The organism is Methylomonas sp. MED-D (genome assembly GCF_050276835.1).
GTDB lineage: Bacteria > Pseudomonadota > Gammaproteobacteria > Methylococcales > Methylomonadaceae > Methylomonas > Methylomonas koyamae_A.
Map to the genome: position 1 here is coordinate 1,730,049 of NZ_CP189965.1, position 22,686 is coordinate 1,752,734.

Below are 22,686 nucleotides of genomic sequence, written 5' to 3' on the forward strand. Positions count from 1 at the left end.
GATGCGTCTGGCGATCGCGTTTTGCGGTGTTTGCTTGGCGTGTTCGGCATCGGCGGGCGATCAGGCCCGCGAGCAGGCCTATGCCGATGCGATTCAGCAGCAACCGGCCATCGGCGAAGCGGTGTGGCTGCAAACCGGGGACGGCGGGCGATTTTTAGCGTTGTTCGTCGATGCCGAAAAAACCGCCAACGAGCAGGTGGTCATCATTCTGCACGACGCGGATGGCCATCCCGATCAGCAACCGCTGATCCGCGAACTACGCACGGTGTTGCCGCGGCACCGCTGGGCGAGTTTGGCGATACAGTTACCGTTGCGCGAAGCCGGCGCGGCGCTGGAAGACTATTACCCGTTGGTTGGCGAGGCCGACGCCCGGATTCAAGCGGCCATCGATCATGCGATCAAAATCGGCGCGAAGCAAATCGCGATGGTCGGTTACGGCATCGGCGCGGCGATGGCGGCCGCCCGCCTCAGCCAGAATCCAGCCAATGTCGTCGCGTTTGCCGCGATCAGCTTGCCGGTGCCGGACAGTAGTCAGGCCGGCGTGCAAACCCTAAGCTTCGTGAAGAATATCAACCTGCCGTTGCTCGACGTTTACGCCGAAGCCGACTGGCCGGACGTGACGGAAACCGCCGCCAAGCGCCGCGTCGCCGGTAAGGAGAATCCGGTTTACCGGCAGATCCGCATCGACGGCGACGATCACGCCTATCGGCAAAATTACCCGTTGCTGGTCAAACGCGTCTATAGTTGGCTGGCAACGACCATCATGGAAAATCAACAATAACAGAGGGGAGACTTTATGCCATTGAACGAAGACTTATACGCCGAGATTCGGCTGTTGGCGCTGTATAACCTGGAGTCGATTCAGGAGGGGGTCAAGGTGCACGGTAACGCCGAGCCGGCCTTGATCGCGGCCGCGCGACGTTTGCACGACAAAGGTTTGGTGAGCCAGGCCGACGGCGGTTACTTGACCGACTTGGGCGTCGAAGCCGCTGAGCACGCCCAAAAACTGCTAACCATCCTGAAAACGCGTTAAGCCGTTTTCAGTGTCGCCGGTCCGACGCGGAAAGCGCCGGTCCGGCGGCGCTTCACAGTCCCAAATCGAACAACCATTTTACCGAGGCGTAGCCGACTGCGGCGATCAATGCGCTGTAACTGAGAAAATGTAAGGGTTGGCCGAGGTTATGCCGCCAAAAACCGGTGTGTTGGCCTTGCAGTTTGCGTAGCCGATACAGTTCGCGCTGGGTTTCGGCGCGTTCGGCCTGATAGGCATCGCACAGCGCGCGGGCCTGTTCCAGATCGTCGGCATCGTAAAGCCAGATGGCCGCGGTTGAAATGCCCCAATTGCCGGCCGAGGTTTCGTAAAAGCCGATCTCGTGTTCGGTCAGCAGTTGGCGGATGTTGTCGGCTTCGTCGAACGGAACGTCTCTTAAATTGAAAAATAACACGGCCATGGAAGATCTATTGCTGGCAAGTGGGACAGAAATAGCTGGCGCGCTGGCCGATTTTCAGGTGTTGGACCGGTTCCCGGCAGCTTAAACAGGGTTCGCCGCGCCGGCCGTAAACCCGCAACGATTGTTTGAAGTAGCCGGGTTTGCCTTGCGCGTCGGTAAAGTCGCGCAACGTGGTGCCGCCTTGGGCGATGGCTTGCTCCAGCACGGTTTTGATCGAGGCGCTCAGCCGGGCGCAATCGTCGGCGTCGAGGCCTCCGGCCGGCCGGGTTGGTAGTATGCCGGCCAGAAACAAGGATTCGTTGGCGTAGATATTGCCGACCCCGACGACGATGTGGCTGTCCATGATCAGCTGTTTGATCGGCACTTGCCGGCCGGCGAGACGTCCGGCAAGATAGGCGGGATCGAAGTCGGCGGATAATGGTTCCGGACCGAGTTCGGCCAACAGCGGATGCGCATGGGGGACTTCCGTCGTCCACAACACCGCGCCGAACTTGCGTTGATCGTTATAGCGCAGCAAAGTGTTGTCGTCGAACACGAAATCGAGATGGTCGTGCTTGCTGTGGGCCAGCCCGGCCTGACCGATGCGCAAATTGCCGGACATGCCGAGATGAATTAGCAGCGTACCGTTTTCGAGGTCGAACAAAAGATACTTGCCTCGCCGGTCGATGCGGCGCAGCCGGCGGCCGGTCAGCAGATCGGCCAGATCGGCGGGAACCGGCCAGCGCAAGCGGGATTCGCGAACAACCACCGAGGCAAAGGTTTTGCCTTCGATGTGCGGCGCGATGCCGCGTCGGCTGGTTTCGACTTCGGGAAGCTCTGGCATCGCGGACCTTAAGTTTGCGTCAGCAGAAATCGGGCTTCGTCCTGAATTTTTCGGCGCGACCATAACAAGGTCCAGCGCGTGCCTCCGCACTGCCGCCACAACAAGGTCGAGCGGATGCCTGCCAGCAACAAGGCCCGGATTTTATTGACGATGGCTTGGTTGCCCAGATATTGGGGGTCGCCCGCCACCATGATGCGCGGTTGCAGGGTACTGATGGAGCTGTGATAGATGTCGGCTAAATTGGCCAGGACGTTTTCGTGCAGGATGCCGAAATGCTCGGACTGGGCTTGCGCTCTGGCGATGCCTGCCCGGATGTTATCCTGCATCTCGGTTTTGCCGGACAGTTTTTTTTGAAGATAGACCAGTTGGGCGGCGTAGCGGGTCTGTTCCGCGCTGGCCTGTTCTCGATTTGCCAATTGTCGCTGCAACTGCTCGAGTCCGTGAGTGACGCCAGCAATGCCGCCGTACACCTCGGCAACGCTGTCCGAGTCGATTTTCAGTAGGCTGCCGATGCTGCTCTGCATCGCCGGGGACGGGCAAGCGCCGGCGGTGGCCAATTGGTGTACGAGCGAGCAGGCCTGGGCGATACCGGCCAGCGCGATCGTCTGGTTGCTCAGCGTCTGTATTGTCATCTCAGTTGCAAGCGACCGTCGCGCAACTGGGTTTGACCGGTTTGCCGGATTTGATCCAGCCTTGAATGCCGCTGGACAAATGATAGATGTGGTTCATGCCTTTTTGTTCGGCCAACAGTTTGCCGAGTTTGGCGCTGCGGTTGCCGGACCGGCACACCAGAATCACCGGCTGATCCGGTGACGTTTTCAATTTCTCGACTTGGCTGCTCCAGGCCTCCTGGTCGATTTGGCCGTTTGCGTCGAACGATTGCAACAAGCGGCTTTGCGGGATCACGCCGGACGCCTGCCATTCCTGTTCGGTACGCACATCAATCACCAGTGCGTTTTGGTTTTTTTGCATGTCCAGCAATTGCTCGGCGCCGACTTCCGCCAATTCTCCGGCCGTTAACCGAAAGCTGACCACCAGGGTCGACAGAGCCAAGAATATCGATTTTTTCATAAACCACCGGTAACGGGACATTTAAGTACTTAACAGCGGAAACACGCATTTGGCCCACCAATCGATGCTTTCCAAATACAGTTGGCCAATTCGAGTATGCGAAACGCCCCGATACGACCCCAAGGACGGTTCCCAACGCTCGTGAGCGACGCAAAACTTGAGCGCTTCGCCGGGGCCGCCCGCGTATTCCAGCACGGCTTGCATTATATCGTCGGACAGCGGCAGCTGTTCGATAACTTTCGGTAACGGCATGTCCAGCAAGGCATCCAGGCCGGACAGCATGCCGACGAAGAAAAACAGCTCCCTGTCCTGGCCGGTTTCCTGCGCCAACAGTTCGCACAGCTTGGCGCGGACTAATACGTTTTGTAGAACCGACGAGGGCTTGTCGCTTAGCGACGACAGCGTCAGGATGTTGACCCAGCGTTTGACCTCGATCAGCCCCAGGCAGACGATGGCGTGCTGAATCGATTCGATCTTGCGCGGCAACGCGAAAAACGCCGAATTGATGTAATGCAGCAGCTTAAAACTCAGACCGACATCTTGAGAGACGATGCGGCCGATCTCCGAAAACTCGACATCGGGCTGGTTGACGGCCGACATTAGCCGGATAGCGGAGGCCTGGCTGACGCCGAGGCGCTTGCCTTCCACCAAATTGGGTTTGCTGAAGAAAAACCCCTGGAACAGTTCGCAGCCCCATTCCTTCAACGCTTGAAATTCCTCGTGGGTTTCGACTTTCTCGGCCAGTAGGCTCAGCCCGTAACCTTTGAGCTCGATGATCAAGGCGTGGGATTTTTCGAGGCCGTCGGCCATGACGTCCAGTTTGACGATGTCGGCGATTTCCAGCAACGGCCGCCATTCCGGCGTCAACACGAAGTCGTCCAGCGCGATGGTGTAGCCCAATTCGGACAGGGCCTTCAAATTGGCGACGATGGCGTCGTCGACCGCGACCGATTCCAGGACTTCGATGACGATGCGGTCCTTGGGCAAGTGTAGCGGTATGTTGTCCAGCAAGTTCCTGCCGGTAAAGTTGATGAAGGCCTTATGTGGGCCAACCAATTCGTTCAGGCCGATTTCCAGGATGGTGTCGGTAATGACTTGGCGGGTCGCGTTGGCTGCCCCATCCTGTTGACTCAGATCGAAGTCCTTGCCCCGAAACAGAATTTCGTAAGCGAAGGTGCTTAAATCCCGGTCCAATATCGGCTGTCGGCCGATTAGAAAATCTGTCATGCGTTGCGGCTCCCCCCGTGCATCCTCTATCATGAAGCTTGGTGGGGTTTTATACACGAGCGTGCCGCGCTCGTCGAGTGACCCGCCGATTCGGATTTCAACAACTTTGGGAGAACTCTATGTCGGAAACAGCGTCTTTAGCGGTAACGGGTATGAAATGCGGCGGTTGCGAGAATAACATCGTCGGAAAACTGTCGGCGGTGCCGGGCGTGATAGCCGTAAAAGCCTCGCATACCGAAAAACGGGTGGACGTCGAGTACGATCCGACCCAGACCGACCTCGATGAAATCGAGGACACCATCGTCGAAGCCGGTTTCAAAGTCGAATAAATCGCAATGCGCGCGTACCTGACCAAGGTGCCGACCGCCGGTGCCAACGATCAAGTCGCAACAACGGCAAATGCCGGGGATATTCAATGACCACTGACCAAGTTCAAACCGCCGAAACCCGCCTGTCGATTCTGGGCATGCGTTGCGCGGGCTGTATTGCCGCCGTCGAAACCGCATTGCAACAAGTGCCGGGCGTCAAAACGGTCGCCGTTAATTTCGCCGACCATTCCGCGACCGTCACCGGTACCGCCGACCATGAAGCGATGAAGCGTTCGCTACGGGAAGCCGGCTACGACGCGGCGGTGATGGAAGGTCTGGAAGACCCGCGCGAGGAGGAAGAGCAGGAAGAACGGCGCTATCGCGATTTGATGAACAAGGCCAAGGTCGCCGGCGCGCTGGGCGTGCCGCTGATGTTGGGCGCCCATATGGACTGGTTTCCGGCGATGGGTACGGCCGCCGGCGCCGACTTTTGGTCCATCGTCGCCTTGCTGACGCTGGCGGTGATGTTTTATTCCGGCGGACATTTTTTCGTCAGCGCGGTAAAGCTGCTGCAAGTCCGGCAAAGCAATATGGACACGCTGATCGCGCTGGGTACCGGCTCGGCCTGGTTGTATTCTTGCGTCGTCATCGATTTTTCCGGGCAATTGCCGTCTCTGTCGGCGCATGCCTACTTCGAAGCCTCGGCGGTGATTTTGGCCTTCATCAATTTGGGCAGTGCCTTGGAAACCCGCGCGCGCGGTAAAACCTCCGCGGCGATACGCGCCCTGATCGGTCTGCAACCGCGGACCGCCCGCGTGGTCCGCGACGGCGCCGAAATCGACGTGCCGATCGAGCAGGTCGGTTTGGGCGAAACCTTGCGGGTCAGGCCCGGCGAAAAAATTCCGGTGGACGGCGTGGTGCTGGAAGGCCATTCCAGCGTCGACGAAGCGATGTTGACCGGCGAGTCGATTCCGGTCGAAAAGCAGGTCGGTTCCAATGTGGCTTCCGGCACGATGAACTTGCACGGCAGCTTTTTGTTCAGCGCCACCCGAATCGGCCGGGATACCGCGCTGGCACAGATCATCCAAAGCGTGCGTCAGGCGCAGAACAGCAAGCCGGCCATCGCCAAGCTGGCCGACCGCATTTCGGCGGTATTCGTGCCGACCGTGGTCGGCATTTCCGCGTTCACCTTTTTGGTTTGGCTGATATTCGGACCGGCGCCGTCGTTGGGTTACGCCTTCGTCACCGCGATGACGGTGCTGGTCATCGCCTGCCCGTGCGCACTGGGCTTGGCCACCCCGATTTCGGTGATGGTCGCGGTCGGCCGGGCGGCGCAAACCGGCATATTGATCCGGCGCGGCGAAGCCTTACAGAGCGCCGGCAACATCAGTTGTCTGGTGTTGGACAAGACCGGTACCGTGACCACCGGCAAACCGAGTCTGGCCGACGTGGTGGCGTTCGGCGAATACTCGGTCGAGCAAGTGTTGCAGCGCGCGGCCAGTCTGGAATCCGGCTCCGAGCATCCGTTGGCGGCGGCCATTTTGGCCGGCGCGGCCGATCGCGGCTTGACCCTGGATAAAGTCAGACGCTTTCAGGCGGTGGCCGGCCACGGCATCAGCGGCCGGATCGCGGATCGTCTCTGGCTGTTCGGCAACGCCGCGTTGATGGCGGAAAACGGCATCGACGACACGCCCTTTCGGGAAAAAATGGCCGAACTGTCGGCCAAGGGGCAAACCGCGATGCTGTTGGCGGACGAGCAGACCGTCGCCGGCATCGTTGCCGTCGCCGATCCGATCAAGGCCGATTCGGCCGAGGCGGTGCGTCGGCTGCAAGCCGCAGGCGTCAGGGTGTTGATGGTGACCGGCGACAACGAAATCACCGCCAAGGCCATCGCCGCGCAAGCCGGTATCGGCGAAGTTCGCGCTCAGGTTTTGCCGCAAGACAAGGCGGCCGTGGTGCAAGCCCTGCAACAGCAAGGGGAAGTGGTCGGCATGGTCGGCGACGGTATCAACGATGCGCCGGCGCTGGCTCAGGCGGATGTCGGTCTGGCGATAGGCACCGGTACCGATGTCGCGATCGAAAGTGCCGACATCGTGTTGTTGCAAGGCTCGCTGCTCAAAGTGCCGGAAGCAATGGCGCTGTCGCGGCTGACCGTCACCAATATCCAGCAAAATCTGTTCGGCGCCTTTATCTACAACACGATAGGTATTCCGGTCGCGGCCGGGTTGTTGTACCCGCTGTTCGGCGTGTTGCTGAACCCGATGATCGCCGGCGCGGCGATGGCGATGTCGTCGGTCACCGTGGTCAGCAACGCCAACCGGCTGCGCTGGATGAAGTTGGAGTAAACAAGGTCGCCGGCCGGAGCCGGCTCCGGCTAGCCGTTACAGCTTGAACTGCGAAATCGTGGTGCGCAGGTTGCCGGAAATCTGCTGCAGGGTACTGGCCTCGCCGGCGGTTTGCTTGGCGTCGTCGGCGGTATTGGCGGTGACTTCGTTGATCGCGATGACGTTTTGATTAATGTGGTCGACGACCAGGGTTTGTTCGCGGACCGCGTTGGAGATGTGGGCGTTCATTTCCGAGATTTGCTCGGCCATCCCGGAAATATTGTCCAGCAATACGCCGGTGTTTTCGATGACGGTGACGGTTTGCTTGGCTTGGTTTTGACTGTCGAACATGGCTTTGACCGCTTCCCTGGAGCCGCCTTGCAAGCGTTCTATCATCGCCTGAATTTCGTGCGTCGAAGCCTGAGTGCGGCTGGCCAGGGTGCGGACTTCATCGGCGACCACCGCGAAGCCGCGTCCTTGCTCGCCGGCCCTGGCGGCTTCGATCGCCGCGTTCAGCGCCAGTAGATTGGTCTGGTCGGCGATGCCCTGAATCACATCCAACACCGAACTGACGTTGACGCAGTCTTGCTCGACGTTGCCGATCACATGGCTGGCGCTATCGATGTAGGCCGACAACGCATGGATGGCTTGCACCGTCTCGGTAACGACGCGCTTGCCGTTGTTGGCGTCGGCGCTGCTTCTTTGCGCGGCTTGGGCGGCGCTGCCGGTGTTGCGGGACACTTCGGCGGCGGTCGATGACAGTTCGGTCACCGTGGTAGCCACCTGATCGGTACCCTGTTGCTGTTTGACCATGTCGAGTTGTACCCGTTCGGCCAATTGGCTCAGTCGGCTCGACGAGCCGGTGAGTTGTTCGGATTCTATCGCGACTTGCCGCATCATTGCGTGCAGCGTCGTTAAAAACTCGTTGAACAGATTTACAATCGTTCCGATCTCGTCCTCTCCGTCGTAGGGAATCCGCCGGGTCAGGTCGCCGCCGCCTTGTTTCAGCGCTTGCAGCGACTGCCGCAATGCGGTCAGCGGCGGCTCGATTTTAAAATAGAGCATCAACAAGCAGATCACGACGAACATCAGCAAGGCGATCGAAAACGCGATGCGCGTGGTTCCGTAGTCGGTCAGCGTTTGGCCGAGCAACTGTTTGGAGCGGGCCACTTCGTCGTCTATCTGGGTACTCAGGGTTTGCAGTTTTTCGGTCAGGCGGGCGGCCGAGTCGTCCAGCCCCGTGCCTGCGGCCTTCATCGTGGCCGTGCCGGCTTCGTTGCCGAACTTGATGTAGTCCCAACCCATTTTGACGCCGGTATCGTGCATGTTCTGGACATGCTCTTTCAATACGTCGATTTGCGGCGCCAGATTGGGTTCGATTTGACGGGCTTTTTCCAAATTCTCCAGGGCCGAGCTTAGATTGTGCTTGGCCTCGGCGAAGCCGTCGTCGGAATGGGTCGCGCCGACGTCGGTCAGAAATTGCTGGATTTGCACGACATGAAAGCGAACGTGCGACAACGCGTCGGACACGTCTTGCTTGCGGGTGGCTTCCGCCAGCGTGCGATCGATCGACTGAAATGCCTGCCACAGCGAAATCACGAAGAGTAGATTGGCTAAAGCCAGTATCGAGGCGATGGCGATCAGATAGGTTTTAATGGATGTCGATTTAAACATTAAGTGGGTAAGTGATTTTGAGTGGGTTAAACGGGTTGTTTCGGCGCACGGCGAGTTCTAAGGTAGCCGATTGCTGAAGGCCGGCCGCATACGACTTATAATTTTTCCAGTTCGTCGGCCAACTTTGCCAGCGAGGCGAGGGCGTCTTGCTGGCTTTTCGACAACGTTTCGGGGTTTTCCGCGACGCAGCGCTCGATTTGCCGGCGTTGCTCGGCAATCAGATGCAGGCGCCGTTCACGGCTGCCGCGCAGTTTGCCGACCATGTCGCTGAACGCGCCGGCCAGTTCCTGCAATTGGTCGTTTTCCCTCAGCTGAGTGACGGTGTCCAGATTGCCGTCTCCGACTTCCCGGCACAAGGTCTCGAAACGGTACAACGGCCCCGCGATCTTGTGCGACGCGTACAGCACGCCACCGACCGCAATCCCGCCGGCCAGCAAAATAGCCACCACGTTGCCGATCAAAATCGATACGCCCAGGCGCTCGGCGGCGTTGACGATACTGACGTGCGCCGATTGCGCTTGTGCTTGCAAATCGCCGCCGGTCATCCAGTAAATCAGGAGCGCCGAGCACAAGCCGGCCAACAATATCAGCGCGAACACGCCGAGGATGAATCGACCCTGGAACGCTTTTTTAATGAAAACGCGGCTGCGTTTGGATTCGGTGTTGTTCATTTTCGGAAACCTTAGTTGACGTTGTGACAGGTTAGGCAAAGCTCGCCGTCGCTATTGTTGCGGCGTAATAAAAAGCTTTTTTTCAGGCGCTCGGCGTTCATCAGCTTGTCCATGAAACTGTGACTGGCTTGCGGCCGATCACTGTCCAACCTGCCGTGGGTGTAATGGCAGGTCAGGCAAGTCATATCGTGTTCTTCGTTCAGAGGCAGGTCGGCCGGTACCGGGAAATCGATGTTCAAACCGACTTTATGGCCTTGATTAGGGTTGTGGCAAGATGAACACATCGCCACCCCGTCCTTGGCGAAAGCCGCCAGATCCACCGTGTGATTCTTGGTGGTGAGTATCCCGTCATCCTTGACGTCGGCGGCGGTGTTATGACATTCGCCGCAACCGGATTGCGGCGTTTGCCGGGAGATTTCGTGCGGATTTTCGGCGGCGGTACGGGCGCCGCCGACGAACAGCAGCATCGCTAGGCTGCCGCCAACTACCAAACTTTGTATAAGACGCTTTTTCATGGCTAGAAAGACATCACGATTTGGGCGATACCCAGGCGGCGGTCGAAGTAACGCTCGTAGGTGCGAGTGCCCAACGAATCGTCGTACTCGAACTTGATCCGCAAGTGATCGCTGAATTTGTAATTGAAGCCCAGCGTCAGCATCGACAAATCGTTGACGGCGACGGTACTGCCGTCGAAATCCAAAGCCAGGTCTTGCGACGGCTGCCAGCGGCTATAGCGGGCAAACAGCGTGACCGGCTGCTTGACTAGGCTTTCCAGGTCGGCGGTTAATGTGGAGTGGTAACCCAGTTGGTGGCCCTTGCCGAAAGGGTTTCGATCCGGATTGGGCACGATGTTGCCGCCGCTATCCAAAAATACCTGTTGATGAGCATTCAGCAGCATGAATTCGTTTTGCAAGCGCCACGGACCGTAGCCTACGCTCAAATCCGCACCGTAAACGGTGTTGCGGATGCGATTTTCGCCGTCGAGTTCGCTAAGGTGGGATACGCCGAGTTCGATGCCTTCCGGGTTGGCGCTGTGGATTTTGTAGGTATTTTGCCCCAAGGCCAGACCCAAGCGCCCACCGATCGCGTGACCGTCGTTGGCGTACAGCGCATCGGTCCAGAACACCGAATAATTGAACCCGTCCCAGGCGCCGTAGGACCGAACGCCGTCTGAGTTGTAACCGCCCAACTGCATGCGCGAGGTAGTCAGCGGCGCGGTCACGGTGATCCGGTCCTTGTTGGCGAAGTTTTGGTAATCGTTACCGAACGGCAAGTCGAAACGGCCGGCTTGAATATGCAGACCCTTGTTGTTGAAGATACGGCCGCGCGGAGGGATGCGGTCGTTAAATAAATGGTAGTCGACCAATGCGACGGCGATGCCGGCCATCGTACTGCCGCCGCTCAATGCACCTGGGCCGCTGTTACCGCAAAAAATCGCGCCCGGCGCGCCGTAATCGGCATTCGACGAATTGCCGCACAGCACCAAGGCCGAGCTGGCACCGAAATGGTCGTCGTGCACATAATCCAAATCCAGTTCCACCGAGCCGACGCTAAAGGTCTGGTCGGTGGAATTGCCGGTCTTGGCGTTGATGTCGAAAAATCCGCTGATTTCCAGGCCGCTGGCCGATGCGGCTTGGCGGAGTTCGCTGACTTTTTTATCCAGAGCCTGCAACTTGCGGGCAACCGAGCCATCGTCGCCGGCGGGCGCCGGCTTAGCGGCCGCAACCGGGGGGGGCGGCACTGGTTGCCCTGGTGCGGTGGCGACCGGCGGCGCGCGTTCTTGCTCGAGTTGCTTAATGCGAGCCTCGAGTTGTTCGATCTTTTGATCTTTTTCCTTGAGCATGGTCTGCACAATTCGGCGGATGTGCTCGTCATCGGCTGGAGCCGCGATGGCCGATGTGGGCGCGGCGCTGAGTACTACCACCGATAATAACGATAAACTTCGACGCATATACAGGTTTGAATATCTGAGTTTGGAAATTAACCGGACTGTCATGTCGAAAATCAGCCTAGTCGGTTTTTTTGTGAATACAACCAAGTGATTTGCAGGGAAAATGTGCGCAAAAATTCGCGTGACTTGAGCCGCACGCATGCTTAGTCTCGGTGAATTTAGGAAATCCTCCTAGTTGCGGATATTTTTAGGTGTTAGTCGTTTTCCGCCGGTTTTGACAAGCCAAGCGCGTTGGCAAGACACTCGCGCATATCCGGCGATTGGGAACACTAGTGTCGACGAGGCTCGCCGGCCAATCGGCGCCACCTTTCTGGCTGTAATGCGCTGGCGTGATGCTGGCTTGGAGATTGGGCCGTGCGGGCCGGGTTTGTTTGAAGCCGCTAAGCGTTTAGCTGAAAGCGAAGAGGACAGGCCGGATTCAGCCCCCCAGGCATCGCCATCCGGCACCCAGCAGCGCCGCCGCGACAATAACCGGGATGACGCCCAGGCGGTATCGACCGAGCGCCAGTAGTGAAGCCGCACTCAGTGATACCGCAAAGCCGTCGATAGGGCCGTCCCAGCCGTTCGGCCAGCCGACGTGGTAGGCGAAAAATACCGCCAAGTCTACGATGACGCCGACCACGGCGGCAGTGACCGCCGTTAGCGGCGCCGTGAATCCGACATTGCCGTGGCTGGTTTCGATTAGTGGCCCGCCGGCCAGGATGAACAAAAAACTGGGTAGAAAGGTAAAGTAGGTAACGACGGTCGCCGCCAGCGCGCCAGCCGCGAACAAGCGTTCCGGTCCGAATAGCGCCTGGCCCCAACCAGCCACGAAGCCGACAAAGGTATTGACCATGATCAGCGGTCCCGGCGTGGTTTCGCCGAGTGCCAGCGCGTCCATCATTTGTTGAGCGCTCAGCCAGCGAAATTCCTCGACCGCGCCCTGATACACATAGGGTAGAACCGCATAGGCGCCCCCGAACGTCAGCAACGCGGCTTTGGTAAAGAACCAGCCCATTTGCGTCAGCGCGCCGTTCCAGCCGAATAGCAACCACAGCAGCCCCAACGCGCCGGCCCACAGTAAACCGCCGACCGCCGACAGTTTAACCAGGCGCGGCCAACTGAAAAGCGCGTGCGTCGGTATCGGTGTCGCGTCGTCGATCAGCGCCGGACCGAAATCGGCGCGGGGTTTGCCGCGACCGCCGCCGACCGCGAAAACCTGCGGAGCGAGTTTGCTGCCTACCGCGCCAATCAGCGCGGCGCCGATTAGGATCAATGGAAACGGTGCCCGCAGCAAAAAGATCGCGCCGAAGGCGGCGGCGGCCAGTGCCGCTAGCCAGCGGTTTTGCAAAATCCGCGAACCGATCCGGTAAGCAGCAAACCAGACGATCGCGGTGACCGCAGGCTTGACGCCGTAAAGCAAAGCAGTCACCGCCGACAGATCGCCGAAACTCAAATACAGCCAGCCGAGAACGATCAGCATCAACATGGCCGGTAGAAAGAACAGGCTACCGGCGACCAAGGCGCCAGGCGTTTTATGCAGCAGCCAACCCAGATAGGTTGCCAGTTGCTGGGCCTCCGGCCCCGGCAATACCATGCAAAAGTTCAGCGCGTGCAGAAAGCGGCGCTCGCTGATCCAGCGGCGGCGCTCGACCAGTTCTCGGTGCATGATCGCGATCTGTCCGGCCGGGCCGCCGAAGCTGATCAAGCCCAGCTTTAGCCAGAATCGGCAGGCTTCGCTAAAACTGGGGTGCGGCGGGGGCAGGGTTGGTGGCATATGCAATTTCCCGAAATAGTTGTTGGCCGAACATCGTTGACGCTCTATCAGCACTAAAGATCGCGGCTGGGGCGAGTTCGTGGCATCCGGTTCGGTGCGGAGCGGAAGCGAACGAGGCCAAGCGTGGTACTCGCTAAAACCATGAAAGAATAGCCGCCTGTCCAACAATTCCCCCCCCGGCGGCCGACGAAACACTGAAGCGGCTTCAGCAGCGATGGACGACGGTCACGGATTCGTCGATCGGTAAACCGCACTCCAGCCACTCTCTCGCTACGCGCGTCCGCCATCCTACCTCGAATCGGCGCCCGTTCGACAAGCCGATCCCAGTCCGCTTTGCGGATACGGCAACACCGTGACGACCGGCTGTTGCTGATTAGGCAGCGAGTCAGCAGTTGCTGGCTCGCAGTCAGCAGGCGATCGCCGTGCCCCGCTTTCCGGCAGTGTCTTTACTCGCGGAGTTTGACGGGATTTTCTGTCTTTAACCAATAGAAATCAATTGTTTATCGAGGCTGGTGCGGTTGGCGTCGGTCGCTAACCGCATTCATGGCATATCGGTTGCACTACAGGGCTTAGGCCGGTTTGCGCGCCGACGCTGTCGGCCGGGCAAACCGGTTCGAATTTTCGAAATTGACATTCGACTGGGTGAGACAGTGAAACAGTACTTAGATAGCGCCGATGCGCCAGGTGTCGGCCTTCGGGCCGGCGTTCCCAAAACTTTAGGTCGCAACACCTTGTCGGCTTGCGTGAGCTTGGCATTAGCGGGGGCGCCGCTGATGGTCGTCTCGGACGCCGACGCCGCGCCGACTAAAAAGTCGGTCAAAAAAATCGCCGCGCCCGACAAATCGGTGTCCGATTTGGAAGAGAAAGTAGCCAGACTGACTGCGGAATTGGAAGCGTCCAAACGCCGCGAACAGGATTTGCTCCGGAAAAATGCCGCGAGCGCCGCGGCCGGTTCGGCTGCCACCAGCGGCGTTGCGTCGGAAGTTGGCGCGGCTACCGAAGCGGCCGCACTGGCGGCGGCCGAGCCCGAACCCGAACCGGTCGTCGAAGAGGAAAAGCCGAAGAATTTGTCCGAAATCTCGGTCACCGCGCGGCGCAAGGAAGAGAAATTGCAGGAAGTGCCGATTCCGATCGCGGTCATCAACCGGGAAACCCTGGAGCGCGACAACGTAGTGTCGGTGCAGGATTTCTCCCGTCGCGCGCCCAACCTGGGCGTCACGTCCGCCAATGCCAGGCAAACCAGTATTGCCCTGCGCGGTTTGGGGAAAAACAGCGGCAACGAATCGATGGAGTCCAGCGTCGGCGTGATGGTGGACAACGTCTGGCGGGCTTGGGTCGGTTCGGCATGGGCCAACTTCGCCGACCTGGATCAGGTCGAGGTGTTGCGCGGCCCCCAAGGCACCCTGCAAGGCAAGAACAGCAACCTGGGGTTGCTGAACATCACCACCAAGGCGCCGTCGTTCAAGGACAGTTACTACGTTGACGGCTTTGCCGGCGACCGCGATACCTTGCAAGGCAAGTTCGGCGCCACCGGTACGATACTGCCTGGGCTGTTGGCGTACCGGGCAAGCGGTTTTATCGACAAGCGCGACGGTTACATCAAAAATTACGACATTCACCGTAGCGAGGGCGATCTCGGTGAAACCAATGCGTTGGGCGGGCGCTTGCAATTTTTGTTGACGCCCAGCGACGTGTTGAGTGCGAAGGTCATCGTCGATAAAACCGCGTCTACCCAAACCATGAGCGTACAGCCGCTAATCGCCGATCCGTCAACTTTCGCAAACGGCGCTTCTAGGGGGACGACGTTTAGCACCCGCTTGGCTCGAAACTGGTTTGACCCGGTGCGCAGCAATGGTCAACCTTTAGCGATCATCGGAGATCCGCGAGCGATGGCGAACAATGAGCGACGTCAATCGCGCGGTGACGGTTCGGGCGTGTCCGCGGAAATCAACTACGACGCCCTGGGGCATCGCTTTACATCGATTACCGCTTGGCGCGACGCCTTGTTCGAACCCAACCACGACGGCGACGGTTCGACCGCCGACATCGAGCGGATCAGCGGTTGGACCGTCAAGAACCAGCAATGGTCGCAGGAGCTGCGGGTCAGTTCGCGCGATCCGGGCCCGATCGATTATCAAGCCGGCGTGTTTGCGATGCGCACCATTGCGGACACGTTTAACCAGCGTTTGTTTGGGAGTGACGCCGGGGCTTTTTATGCTAGCAACTCGCAATACTCAACCTTGAACAGCAATGCGATCGGGCGGCAAATGATGCTGGCGTCCCTTAACAACGTCATGTACCGGCAAAGCGTTGTGCCCGCGACCGACAGTTACGCGGCATATGGGCAGGTCAACTGGCATGTGACGGATGACGCGACATTGACCGTGGGTTTGCGGGATACCTTTGAACGGCGGGAAAACACCGGTTGGAGCCATCCGATTGGCGGAGTCGACTTAGACGTGCTCGGCGCCCAAATCGGCGCTTCGGCAAATCAGATTGCTGCCGCCAAGGCGGTTCGGAGTGGCCGTTTGGGAACCGAGTGGGATGCGCCGCGCCAAGGATTCGACCAAAACTCGCAAAACTGGCTGGTCAATCCCAGCTACAAAATCAACAAGGATCTGATGGTTTATGGCTCGGTATCGGGCGGCAACAAATCCGGCGCGGCACAATTTAACTTGAACACGGGTAAGGTAGAAAACGTCAATCCGGAGAACGTGATGGATTACGAATTCGGCATCAAGAGCACTTGGCTGGATCGCAAGCTGGTGGCCAACGTCAACTTCTACCAAACCGACATCGAAGGTTTCCAATCGCAATTGGTTATTCCCTGCACGATTGGCGTGGACGGATGCACCACCGGTAACCGAACGACCTTGGGTAACATCAAGGGCATCCAATTGCGCGGTATCGAATTGGAGACCAACTACGATATTACACCGGGCTTGAGCGTGTTCCTGAACGGATCATTCAATAGGGCGATTTATACCGACTTTGCCAACGCCCCGTGTCCGCCGGAAGCAAATTCGGTGATTTGCGACCAAACCGGACGGACCTTGCCGAATGCGCCGACCTTCACCGCCAACTACGGTGTGGACTACCGCGCGCCGTTGACTTTCGGCTTGGGTAACGACTACGGCTTGCAATGGCATGCCTATTTGATCGACAGCTATAAATCGGCGGCTAATTATAACGCCAGTCTGTCGGTGTACGGCAAACAGGCGGCCTACCACGTCACCGACGGCGGTATCGGTATCGGCACCAAGAACGGCAAATACAATCTGGACTTGGTCGGTCGCAACCTCTTCGACACGATCTACTTTACCAATGCCGGAAATTTCTCCAATACCGCGGCGGCCAGCGCGTCGTTCGGCGACGCCCGGTATTACGGTGTGCATTTCCGGGCCAAATTTTAATGCGAGCCGACCGGGCGGCTTAACGGTCGCCCGGTCGGATGTTTCACTCACATCGATAGAGGAATGTTATGTCAGTCAAGTATTCGACCCTGTTGTTGAGTATCAGCGCTTTGTTGGCGGCCGGCGGCGCGCACGCCGACGATCCGGTCACGCCGGCGATTCCGGGTGTCGCGGCCGGCGGCGTGGTGCTGGAATTGATCAAGGACGGCTTCAACGGCACCGAAGGACCGATAGGCTATAACGACGGCAGTTTGCTGTTCACCGAGACCAATGCCAACAAAATCGTGCGTATCGGGCCGGACGATCAAGTGTCGACCTTTTTGGAGAATTCCAACGGCGCCAACGGCTTGGCCCTGACCCCGGACGGCAAGATCATCGCCGTGCAGACCAAGGATACCCAAGTCGGCGCGATTTATCCGGTCAAGGAAAAAACCGTGCTGGCCAAGGATTACCAGGGCGTTAAATTTCAACGGCCCAACGACTTGGTGCGCGCCGGCAACGGCGGTATTTATTTCACCGATAGCGGCACCCGGCCGACCAAGGAAAATCCCAACCCGGAACCGTCGCATCCCGGCATGTTTTACATCGGTCCGGACGGAGCGCTCAAGCAACTGGCCAACGACATAGAGCGGCCCAACGGCATTCAGCTCAGCAAGGACGAAAAAACCTTGTACGTCGCCAATACTCAGGGCGAACACATTCTGGCTTACGACATCGCCGCCGACGGCTCGATTGCCAACCGCCGCAATTTCGCCAAGCTGGAAGGCTGGCAAAAAGGCGAGGACGGCACGTGGTCCAGCGGCGCGGACGGTTTGGCGCTGGATGATGAAGGCCGGCTGTTCGTGGCTTCGAATGCCGGTATCGAGGTGTTAAGTGCCAAGGGCGAAGCGCTGGGTACGATCCCGGTGCCGAAAAAGCCGCAGAATTTGGCCTTCGCCGGCATCAACAAAAGTACCTTGTACGTCGTCGGTCGCGGCGCCGCTTACAAGGTGCAGTTATTGACCAAGGGCATTTCCAGCCGGCCCAAATAATAGCGAGCGGAATACGAAATGCCAGGCGGCTGGGGCGGGAGCCGCACGTTACAACGGTTTGGACTTGATCGCCCGGAATAGCCATCCGGTTTTTACGCGCGGCTTTAGCCGCGATTGACAGCGCCTTCAATTTCTGCAAACGCGCGCTCGGAACACATGGGGTTTGGTTTATCGATTTAGGCATCGTGGTGGCCTCTTAACGGGACGAGGAATTTCCTCGGCCCGTTTTTTTTGCCCGTCTCTTGGCTTCGACGGAGCGGATTTTTGGATGCTAGCCGAGCAGCACAGCCTGTTGCAGGGGTGCTGCAAATTCATCAGTCCTTAGCGATTTCCGGTGAGAATTGCGGTCGTGCTGGCGATTTCGTTTGTAAAAATCTTTTATAAACAGTGGGTTGTGTGGTTTTTGGTTAGGCGTTTTCGGTTGGCATGCTACTTGCCATATGGCTAATGAGTTAACCCTTGCCGCGTCGAACGACGCTTGTTCAAAAAATGAAACGAGAAAACCCGAATATGAAACAACCTCTGTCATTAGTTTTGTTGGCGATGCTGCTGACCGCGCCGGTCTTCGCATCGGCGGCCGAGAAAGACGCGCACGTCCACGCCGATGCCAAACCTGCGGCGCAGGCGCCCAGGCCTTACGAGTACAAAACCCCCAAGCTGAATCGCGCCCAAGTCGATGCCTTACTGGCTAAACCGAGCGAATTGCTGTTCATCGATACCCGCCGCCCGGACGAAATCAGCAAGATCGGTTCGTTTCCGGTGTATCTGAACGTACAGGTCGATGGTATTGAGGCGGCGCTGCCCTTCATTCCCAAGGACAGGTCTATTGTCACGGTATCCAACCACGCCGGCCGCGCCGGCAAGATCGCCGATTTGCTGGCTACGAAAGGCTTCAAGGTGGTCGGCGCGGTCGGTTCGCAAAATTACGAAGAAGAAGGCGGCAAGATCGTCAGGATCGTGCCTCCGGAACCTAAAACCAATTGATCGTAACCGCGGATCGCCGGATGGGCGGCGGTTCGCGTTCATCCGCACGGGGCGTTCCGGTGCTTGAGTTTTTGGAGTGGTGAAATGAATAAGAAAAAATTAACGATCGCAATCGCCTGGGCCTTGTCCGTGGCGATGGTGGGCGAGGCCGGTGGGGCCGACGAAAAATCCGCCGGCGATGCCGCTCCGGCGGCGCAAGGCAAGGCCAAACTTTGGTCGTATCAAGCGGTCAAGGCGCCGGCAGCTCCGGCGGTCCAGCATCAGGATTGGGTCAGGACGCCGATCGATGCCTTCATCCTCGCCAAACAGGAAGAAAAAGGCCTGACGCCGTCGCCGGATGCCGATAGAGCCGCCTTTATTCGCCGAGCCACGCTGGACGTGTGGGGCATCATTCCCAGCCCGGAAGACGTGGACGCCTTCGTCAACGATGAATCCGAAAACGCTTACGAAAAGCTGGCCGACCGCTTGCTGGCATCGCCTAAGTACGGCGAACGCCAAGGCCGCAAATGGCTGGATTTGGCGCGCTACGCCGACAGTACCGGCTTCCAGAACGACAACGATCGCTTGAACAACTGGCGTTACCGCGATTACGTAATCAATTCATTCAATCAGGACAAGCCTTACAGCCGCTTCATCCAGGAACAACTGGCCGGCGACGAATTGTGGCCCGGCGACGAGCAGGCCCTGATCGCGACCGGTTTCATGGCGCAGTTCCCGGATAACTCCAACTCGCGCGATCTGGTGCAACGTAAATACCAAATCACCACCGATATTACCGATACGGTCGGGAAAGTGGTGTTGGGCCAAACCTTGGAATGCGCCCGTTGCCACAACCACAAGTTTGACAAGATCAGTCAGAAAGACTATTTCTCGTTCCAGTCCTTCTTTGCCAACGTGGCCCCGGTGGACAACATTCCGGCCAAGAAAGGCCCGATCGAAGTGGCTTACGACCAGCAATACGCCAAGTGGCAGGAAGCCACCAAGGACATCCGCGCCAAGCAAAAGGCCATTATCGATACCCATCGGGAAGAAGCGCTCAAGTATCACAAGGAACGTTATCTGACCGACTCGCGCGACGCGATTTTCAAACCCAAGGAAAAATGGACAGCCCAGGACCGCTGGGTCAATCATCGCTTGGCTAACGTCACCAACGAAGCCAGCATGCAATCCTACTTCCAGGAAAAAGGCGAAAGTACCGACGCCAAAACCCGCGACCCCAAGATTGCCGAGCAGTGGGCCGAATTGGAAAAGTTGAACAAGGAATTGCGTAAATTCGACGATTTGAAACCGGCGACGTTCTCGAATGAAATTTCGGCGATGACCGAACTGGGCCATCCGGATGCGCCGCCCAGCTTCGTGTTTGCGGTCGGCGACCATGAGAAACCGTTGGAACAGGTGCAACCGGCCTTCCCCGCGGCGATTACCGACGAAAAACCGGACATCAAACCGTTGCCGTTCTCGTCCGGCCGTCGCTCGGCCTTGGTGAAATGGATCACCAGTCCGACCAATCCGCTGACCGCCCGCGTTTACGTGAATCGGGTTTGGGACCAGTATTTCGGCAAGGGCATCGTCGCCACCGTCAGCGATTTCGGCAAGGCCGGCGAAAAACCGCTCAACCCGGAACTGCTGGATTATCTGGCCGACAAATTCGTCAAGGACGGCTGGAGCGTCAAGAAACTGCATCGCGAGATTCTGTTGTCCAGCGTCTATCGGCAGTCGTCCGATTACCGCGAAGACGTGCAGCAGGCCGATGCCGAAAACCAGTTGCTGGCGGTATTCCCCAGGCAGCGTTTGGAAGCCGAACAAGTCCGGGATTCGCTATTGGTCGCTTCCGGCAAGCTGGAGGACAAGGTCGGCGGGCCGAGCGTATATCCGCCGCTACCGTCGGCGATCAACACCAACTACGGGGTCAACAACGCCAATTTCAACGACAAAATGTGGCGGACTTCCAAGGACGAGAAGGACCATAACCGCCGTAGCTTGTACGTGTTCACCCGCCGCAGCATTCCGTATCCGATTTTGGATTCGTTCAACATGGCGTCGCCGCAGGAAGCCCACAGCAAACGCGAGGTGACCACCACGCCGCTGCAAGCCTTGACGCTGTACAACAGCGAATTGATCTTCGACTGGTCCAAATCGCTGGCCGGCCGGGTCATCAACGAGGCCGGCGAGAGCGAGGAAGAACGGATTGCCCGACTCTACCAAATCCTGTTCGCCCGCCAGCCGAACGATCAGGAGAAAGAGGAGTTGCAGGCCTTCTTGAACGAACAGGAGGGCGTGATTCGCGCCAAGGCCGCCAACGGTAAATTCGAAGTCAACGTGCCGGCCGGCGTCAAGGATAAACCGATCGGCGACCCGGTGCGGGCTGCCGCCTTCGTGGATCTGGTGCACGTGGTCGCCAATTCCAACGAATTCATCTACCGGTTCTAACGATCCAGTGCAAGCCTGGGGGCGCCGCCGGCGCCCCGTAGGGCCAGTTGCCGACAACTCATTTTTAAGAGGTTTACCCATGAACAACAAATCGCGACGTGATTTTTTAGTAAAAACCGGTTACGGCCTTGGCGGCTTGGCCGTTACCGCCTTTTTGCCGGGCGGCGGCGTTATTGCCAGCGCGTTGGCTGAAGACGCCGCTTTGAACGCGCTGACCGGCGGCAACCCGCTGGCGCCGAAAGCGCCGCATTTCCCGGCGAAAGCCAAAACCGTGATCTGGCTGCACATGGCCGGCGCGCCCAGCACGCTGGATTTGTACGATTACAAACCGGAACTGGTCAAACTGGCCGGCACCGGCATACCGGCTTCGTACTTGAAAGGCATCAAGACTAGTACCCAGGGCGGTATCACCAAACTGATCGCGACCAAGCGGACCTGGAAACAACACGGCCAAAGCGGCGCCTGGTTCTCCGACTGGTTGCCCCATCTGGCCGAGCAAGCCGACGATCTGGCTTTCATTAAGTCCAGCGTGACCATCGGCGCGACCCACGACATTTCGATCATGAAAATGAATACCGGTGGCTTGAACCCCGGCCGGCCGACTTTGGGCGCCTGGATTCAATATGCGCTGGGTTCCAACAACCCCAACCTGCCGGCTTACGTCGTGTTGTACAACGACAAGCGCGAGCCGCGCGGCGGCGTGACCAACTGGGAGTCCGGCTTCCTGCCGGCGGTTTACCAAGGCACGCCGTTCCGGCCGGGCAACTCGCCGATTCTGCATTTGAACAATCCGCAATACGTCGTGGATACCGAAAAACGCAAGGCCCTGGATTTGTTGAAACGTTTGAACGAAGCCCATGCCGGCCGTTATCCGACCGATACCGAACTGCAAGCCCGCACCGAATCCTACGATTTGGCGTACCGGATGCAGGAAACCGCGCCGGAAGCCGTCGATTTCAGCAAGGAATCCGAAGCCACCAAAAAGCTGTACGGCCTGGACGAGGACATCACCAAACCTTACGGCGAATTGCTGCTGCGTGCCAGACGCTTGGCCGAGCGCGGGGTGCGCTTCATTCAAGTGGTGTCCGGTCCGACCGACATCAAAGGCGACAGCCGCGACTGGGACGCGCATCAAAACATCGAAGACAACCATGGCAAGCACAGCAAAATCATCGACAAACCGATCGCCGGTCTGTTGAAGGATTTGAAAGCCAAGGGCATGTTGGACGAAACCCTGGTGGTGTGGACCTCCGAATTCGGCCGCACGCCGTGGAGCGAATCCGGCGACGGCCGCGACCACAATCCCTGGGGTTATACCCAATGGATGGCGGGCGGCGGCGTTAAAGCCGGTTACACCCACGGCGGCACCGACGATCTGGGCGTGCAAGCGATCAAGGGCACCGAAGTCGATACCTACGACCTGCACGCCACGGTACTTAACCAGCTCGGTTTGGACCACTTGAAGCTGATTTACAAATATCAAGGTCGATCCGAAAGGCCGACCGTGGTTTACGGCAAGGTGATTAAGGAGCTGATCGCCTAGGGACGCCGCCGTAGTTCGCTGCCACGCCA

The 22,686-nt window shown here is 58.5% G+C and carries 19 protein-coding genes; 9 read left to right on the forward strand and 10 right to left on the reverse strand.

Annotation, left to right across the window (positions count from 1 at the left end; genetic code table 11):
- The first annotated feature begins 1 nt into the window (after position 1).
- Positions 2-781 (forward strand): DUF3530 family protein, encoded by a 780-nt coding sequence (locus tag ACQE3E_RS07675; RefSeq protein WP_427501437.1) that lies wholly within the window; start codon positions 2-4, stop codon positions 779-781.
- A 15-nt stretch (positions 782-796) separates the two neighbouring features.
- Positions 797-1,033 carry a TIGR02647 family protein gene (locus ACQE3E_RS07680; protein ID WP_064030313.1) on the forward strand — a complete coding sequence of 79 codons (237 nt, stop codon included), beginning with the start codon at positions 797-799 and terminating at the stop codon, positions 1,031-1,033.
- Between the two features lie 52 nt (positions 1,034-1,085).
- Here ACQE3E_RS07680 and ACQE3E_RS07685 read toward each other — a convergent pair whose 3' ends face one another.
- The 5 genes from ACQE3E_RS07685 to ACQE3E_RS07705 are packed head-to-tail and all read right to left on the reverse strand — an operon-like array spanning position 1,086 to position 4,572.
- The gene (locus ACQE3E_RS07685) at positions 1,086-1,451 is read right to left on the reverse strand and encodes a DUF6164 family protein (RefSeq protein WP_427501438.1); all 366 of its coding nucleotides are present in this window, start codon (positions 1,449-1,451) and stop codon (positions 1,086-1,088) included.
- A gap of 7 nt (positions 1,452-1,458) precedes the next feature.
- Complete coding sequence (gene mutM, locus ACQE3E_RS07690) at positions 1,459-2,274, reverse strand: bifunctional DNA-formamidopyrimidine glycosylase/DNA-(apurinic or apyrimidinic site) lyase (protein ID WP_427501439.1); 816 nt, start codon at positions 2,272-2,274, stop codon at positions 1,459-1,461.
- 8 nt (positions 2,275-2,282) lie between these two features.
- Positions 2,283-2,906: a high frequency lysogenization protein HflD gene (hflD, locus tag ACQE3E_RS07695; RefSeq protein WP_168033025.1), complete on the reverse strand. Its 624-nt coding sequence runs from the start codon at positions 2,904-2,906 to the stop codon at positions 2,283-2,285.
- A 1-nt stretch (position 2,907) separates the two neighbouring features.
- Positions 2,908-3,345: a rhodanese-like domain-containing protein gene (locus tag ACQE3E_RS07700; protein WP_427501440.1), complete on the reverse strand. Its 438-nt coding sequence runs from the start codon at positions 3,343-3,345 to the stop codon at positions 2,908-2,910.
- Between the two features lie 21 nt (positions 3,346-3,366).
- Positions 3,367-4,572: an EAL and HDOD domain-containing protein gene (locus ACQE3E_RS07705; protein WP_427501441.1), complete on the reverse strand. Its 1,206-nt coding sequence runs from the start codon at positions 4,570-4,572 to the stop codon at positions 3,367-3,369.
- A gap of 119 nt (positions 4,573-4,691) precedes the next feature.
- Here ACQE3E_RS07705 and ACQE3E_RS07710 point away from each other — a divergent pair, with 119 nt between their 5' ends.
- Both ACQE3E_RS07710 and ACQE3E_RS07715 read left to right on the forward strand, forming a co-directional pair.
- Positions 4,692-4,901 (forward strand): heavy-metal-associated domain-containing protein, encoded by a 210-nt coding sequence (locus ACQE3E_RS07710; protein ID WP_064026296.1) that lies wholly within the window; start codon positions 4,692-4,694, stop codon positions 4,899-4,901.
- Positions 4,902-4,987: 86 nt separating this feature from the next.
- Positions 4,988-7,225 carry a heavy metal translocating P-type ATPase gene (locus tag ACQE3E_RS07715; RefSeq protein WP_427501442.1) on the forward strand — a complete coding sequence of 746 codons (2,238 nt, stop codon included), beginning with the start codon at positions 4,988-4,990 and terminating at the stop codon, positions 7,223-7,225.
- A 36-nt stretch (positions 7,226-7,261) separates the two neighbouring features.
- Here the strand turns inward: ACQE3E_RS07715 and ACQE3E_RS07720 are convergent, their stop codons facing one another.
- The 5 genes from ACQE3E_RS07720 to chrA form a co-directional block, all read right to left on the reverse strand.
- Positions 7,262-8,878 (reverse strand): methyl-accepting chemotaxis protein, encoded by a 1,617-nt coding sequence (locus tag ACQE3E_RS07720; protein WP_427501443.1) that lies wholly within the window; start codon positions 8,876-8,878, stop codon positions 7,262-7,264.
- Positions 8,879-8,973: 95 nt separating this feature from the next.
- On the reverse strand, positions 8,974-9,549 hold the full coding sequence (locus ACQE3E_RS07725) for a hypothetical protein (RefSeq protein ID WP_281022754.1): 576 nt from the start codon (positions 9,547-9,549) through the stop codon (positions 8,974-8,976).
- A gap of 11 nt (positions 9,550-9,560) precedes the next feature.
- Positions 9,561-10,064 carry a cytochrome c3 family protein gene (locus ACQE3E_RS07730; protein WP_313728516.1) on the reverse strand — a complete coding sequence of 168 codons (504 nt, stop codon included), beginning with the start codon at positions 10,062-10,064 and terminating at the stop codon, positions 9,561-9,563.
- Between the two features lie 2 nt (positions 10,065-10,066).
- Positions 10,067-11,500 (reverse strand): hypothetical protein, encoded by a 1,434-nt coding sequence (locus ACQE3E_RS07735; protein ID WP_313728515.1) that lies wholly within the window; start codon positions 11,498-11,500, stop codon positions 10,067-10,069.
- A gap of 418 nt (positions 11,501-11,918) precedes the next feature.
- On the reverse strand, positions 11,919-13,256 hold the full coding sequence (gene chrA, locus ACQE3E_RS07740; protein WP_313728514.1) for a chromate efflux transporter: 1,338 nt from the start codon (positions 13,254-13,256) through the stop codon (positions 11,919-11,921).
- A gap of 650 nt (positions 13,257-13,906) precedes the next feature.
- Between chrA and ACQE3E_RS07745 the strand changes: the two genes are divergently transcribed.
- The 5 genes from ACQE3E_RS07745 (at position 13,907) to ACQE3E_RS07765 (ending at position 22,657) form a co-directional block, all read left to right on the forward strand.
- A complete protein-coding gene (locus ACQE3E_RS07745; RefSeq protein ID WP_427501444.1) occupies positions 13,907-16,669 on the forward strand; it encodes a TonB-dependent receptor in 2,763 nt (920 codons plus the stop codon).
- Between the two features lie 68 nt (positions 16,670-16,737).
- Positions 16,738-17,700 (forward strand): SMP-30/gluconolactonase/LRE family protein, encoded by a 963-nt coding sequence (locus ACQE3E_RS07750; protein ID WP_427501445.1) that lies wholly within the window; start codon positions 16,738-16,740, stop codon positions 17,698-17,700.
- A gap of 510 nt (positions 17,701-18,210) precedes the next feature.
- Positions 18,211-18,684, forward strand: coding sequence for a rhodanese-like domain-containing protein (locus ACQE3E_RS07755; RefSeq protein ID WP_427501446.1), 474 nt, complete (start codon positions 18,211-18,213; stop codon positions 18,682-18,684).
- Positions 18,685-18,768: 84 nt separating this feature from the next.
- The gene (locus ACQE3E_RS07760; RefSeq protein WP_427501447.1) at positions 18,769-21,114 is read left to right on the forward strand and encodes a DUF1549 and DUF1553 domain-containing protein; all 2,346 of its coding nucleotides are present in this window, start codon (positions 18,769-18,771) and stop codon (positions 21,112-21,114) included.
- A gap of 79 nt (positions 21,115-21,193) precedes the next feature.
- Positions 21,194-22,657, forward strand: a complete 1,464-nt coding sequence (locus ACQE3E_RS07765; protein WP_313728509.1) for a DUF1501 domain-containing protein — start codon at positions 21,194-21,196, stop codon at positions 22,655-22,657.
- Positions 22,658-22,686 lie beyond the last annotated feature (29 nt).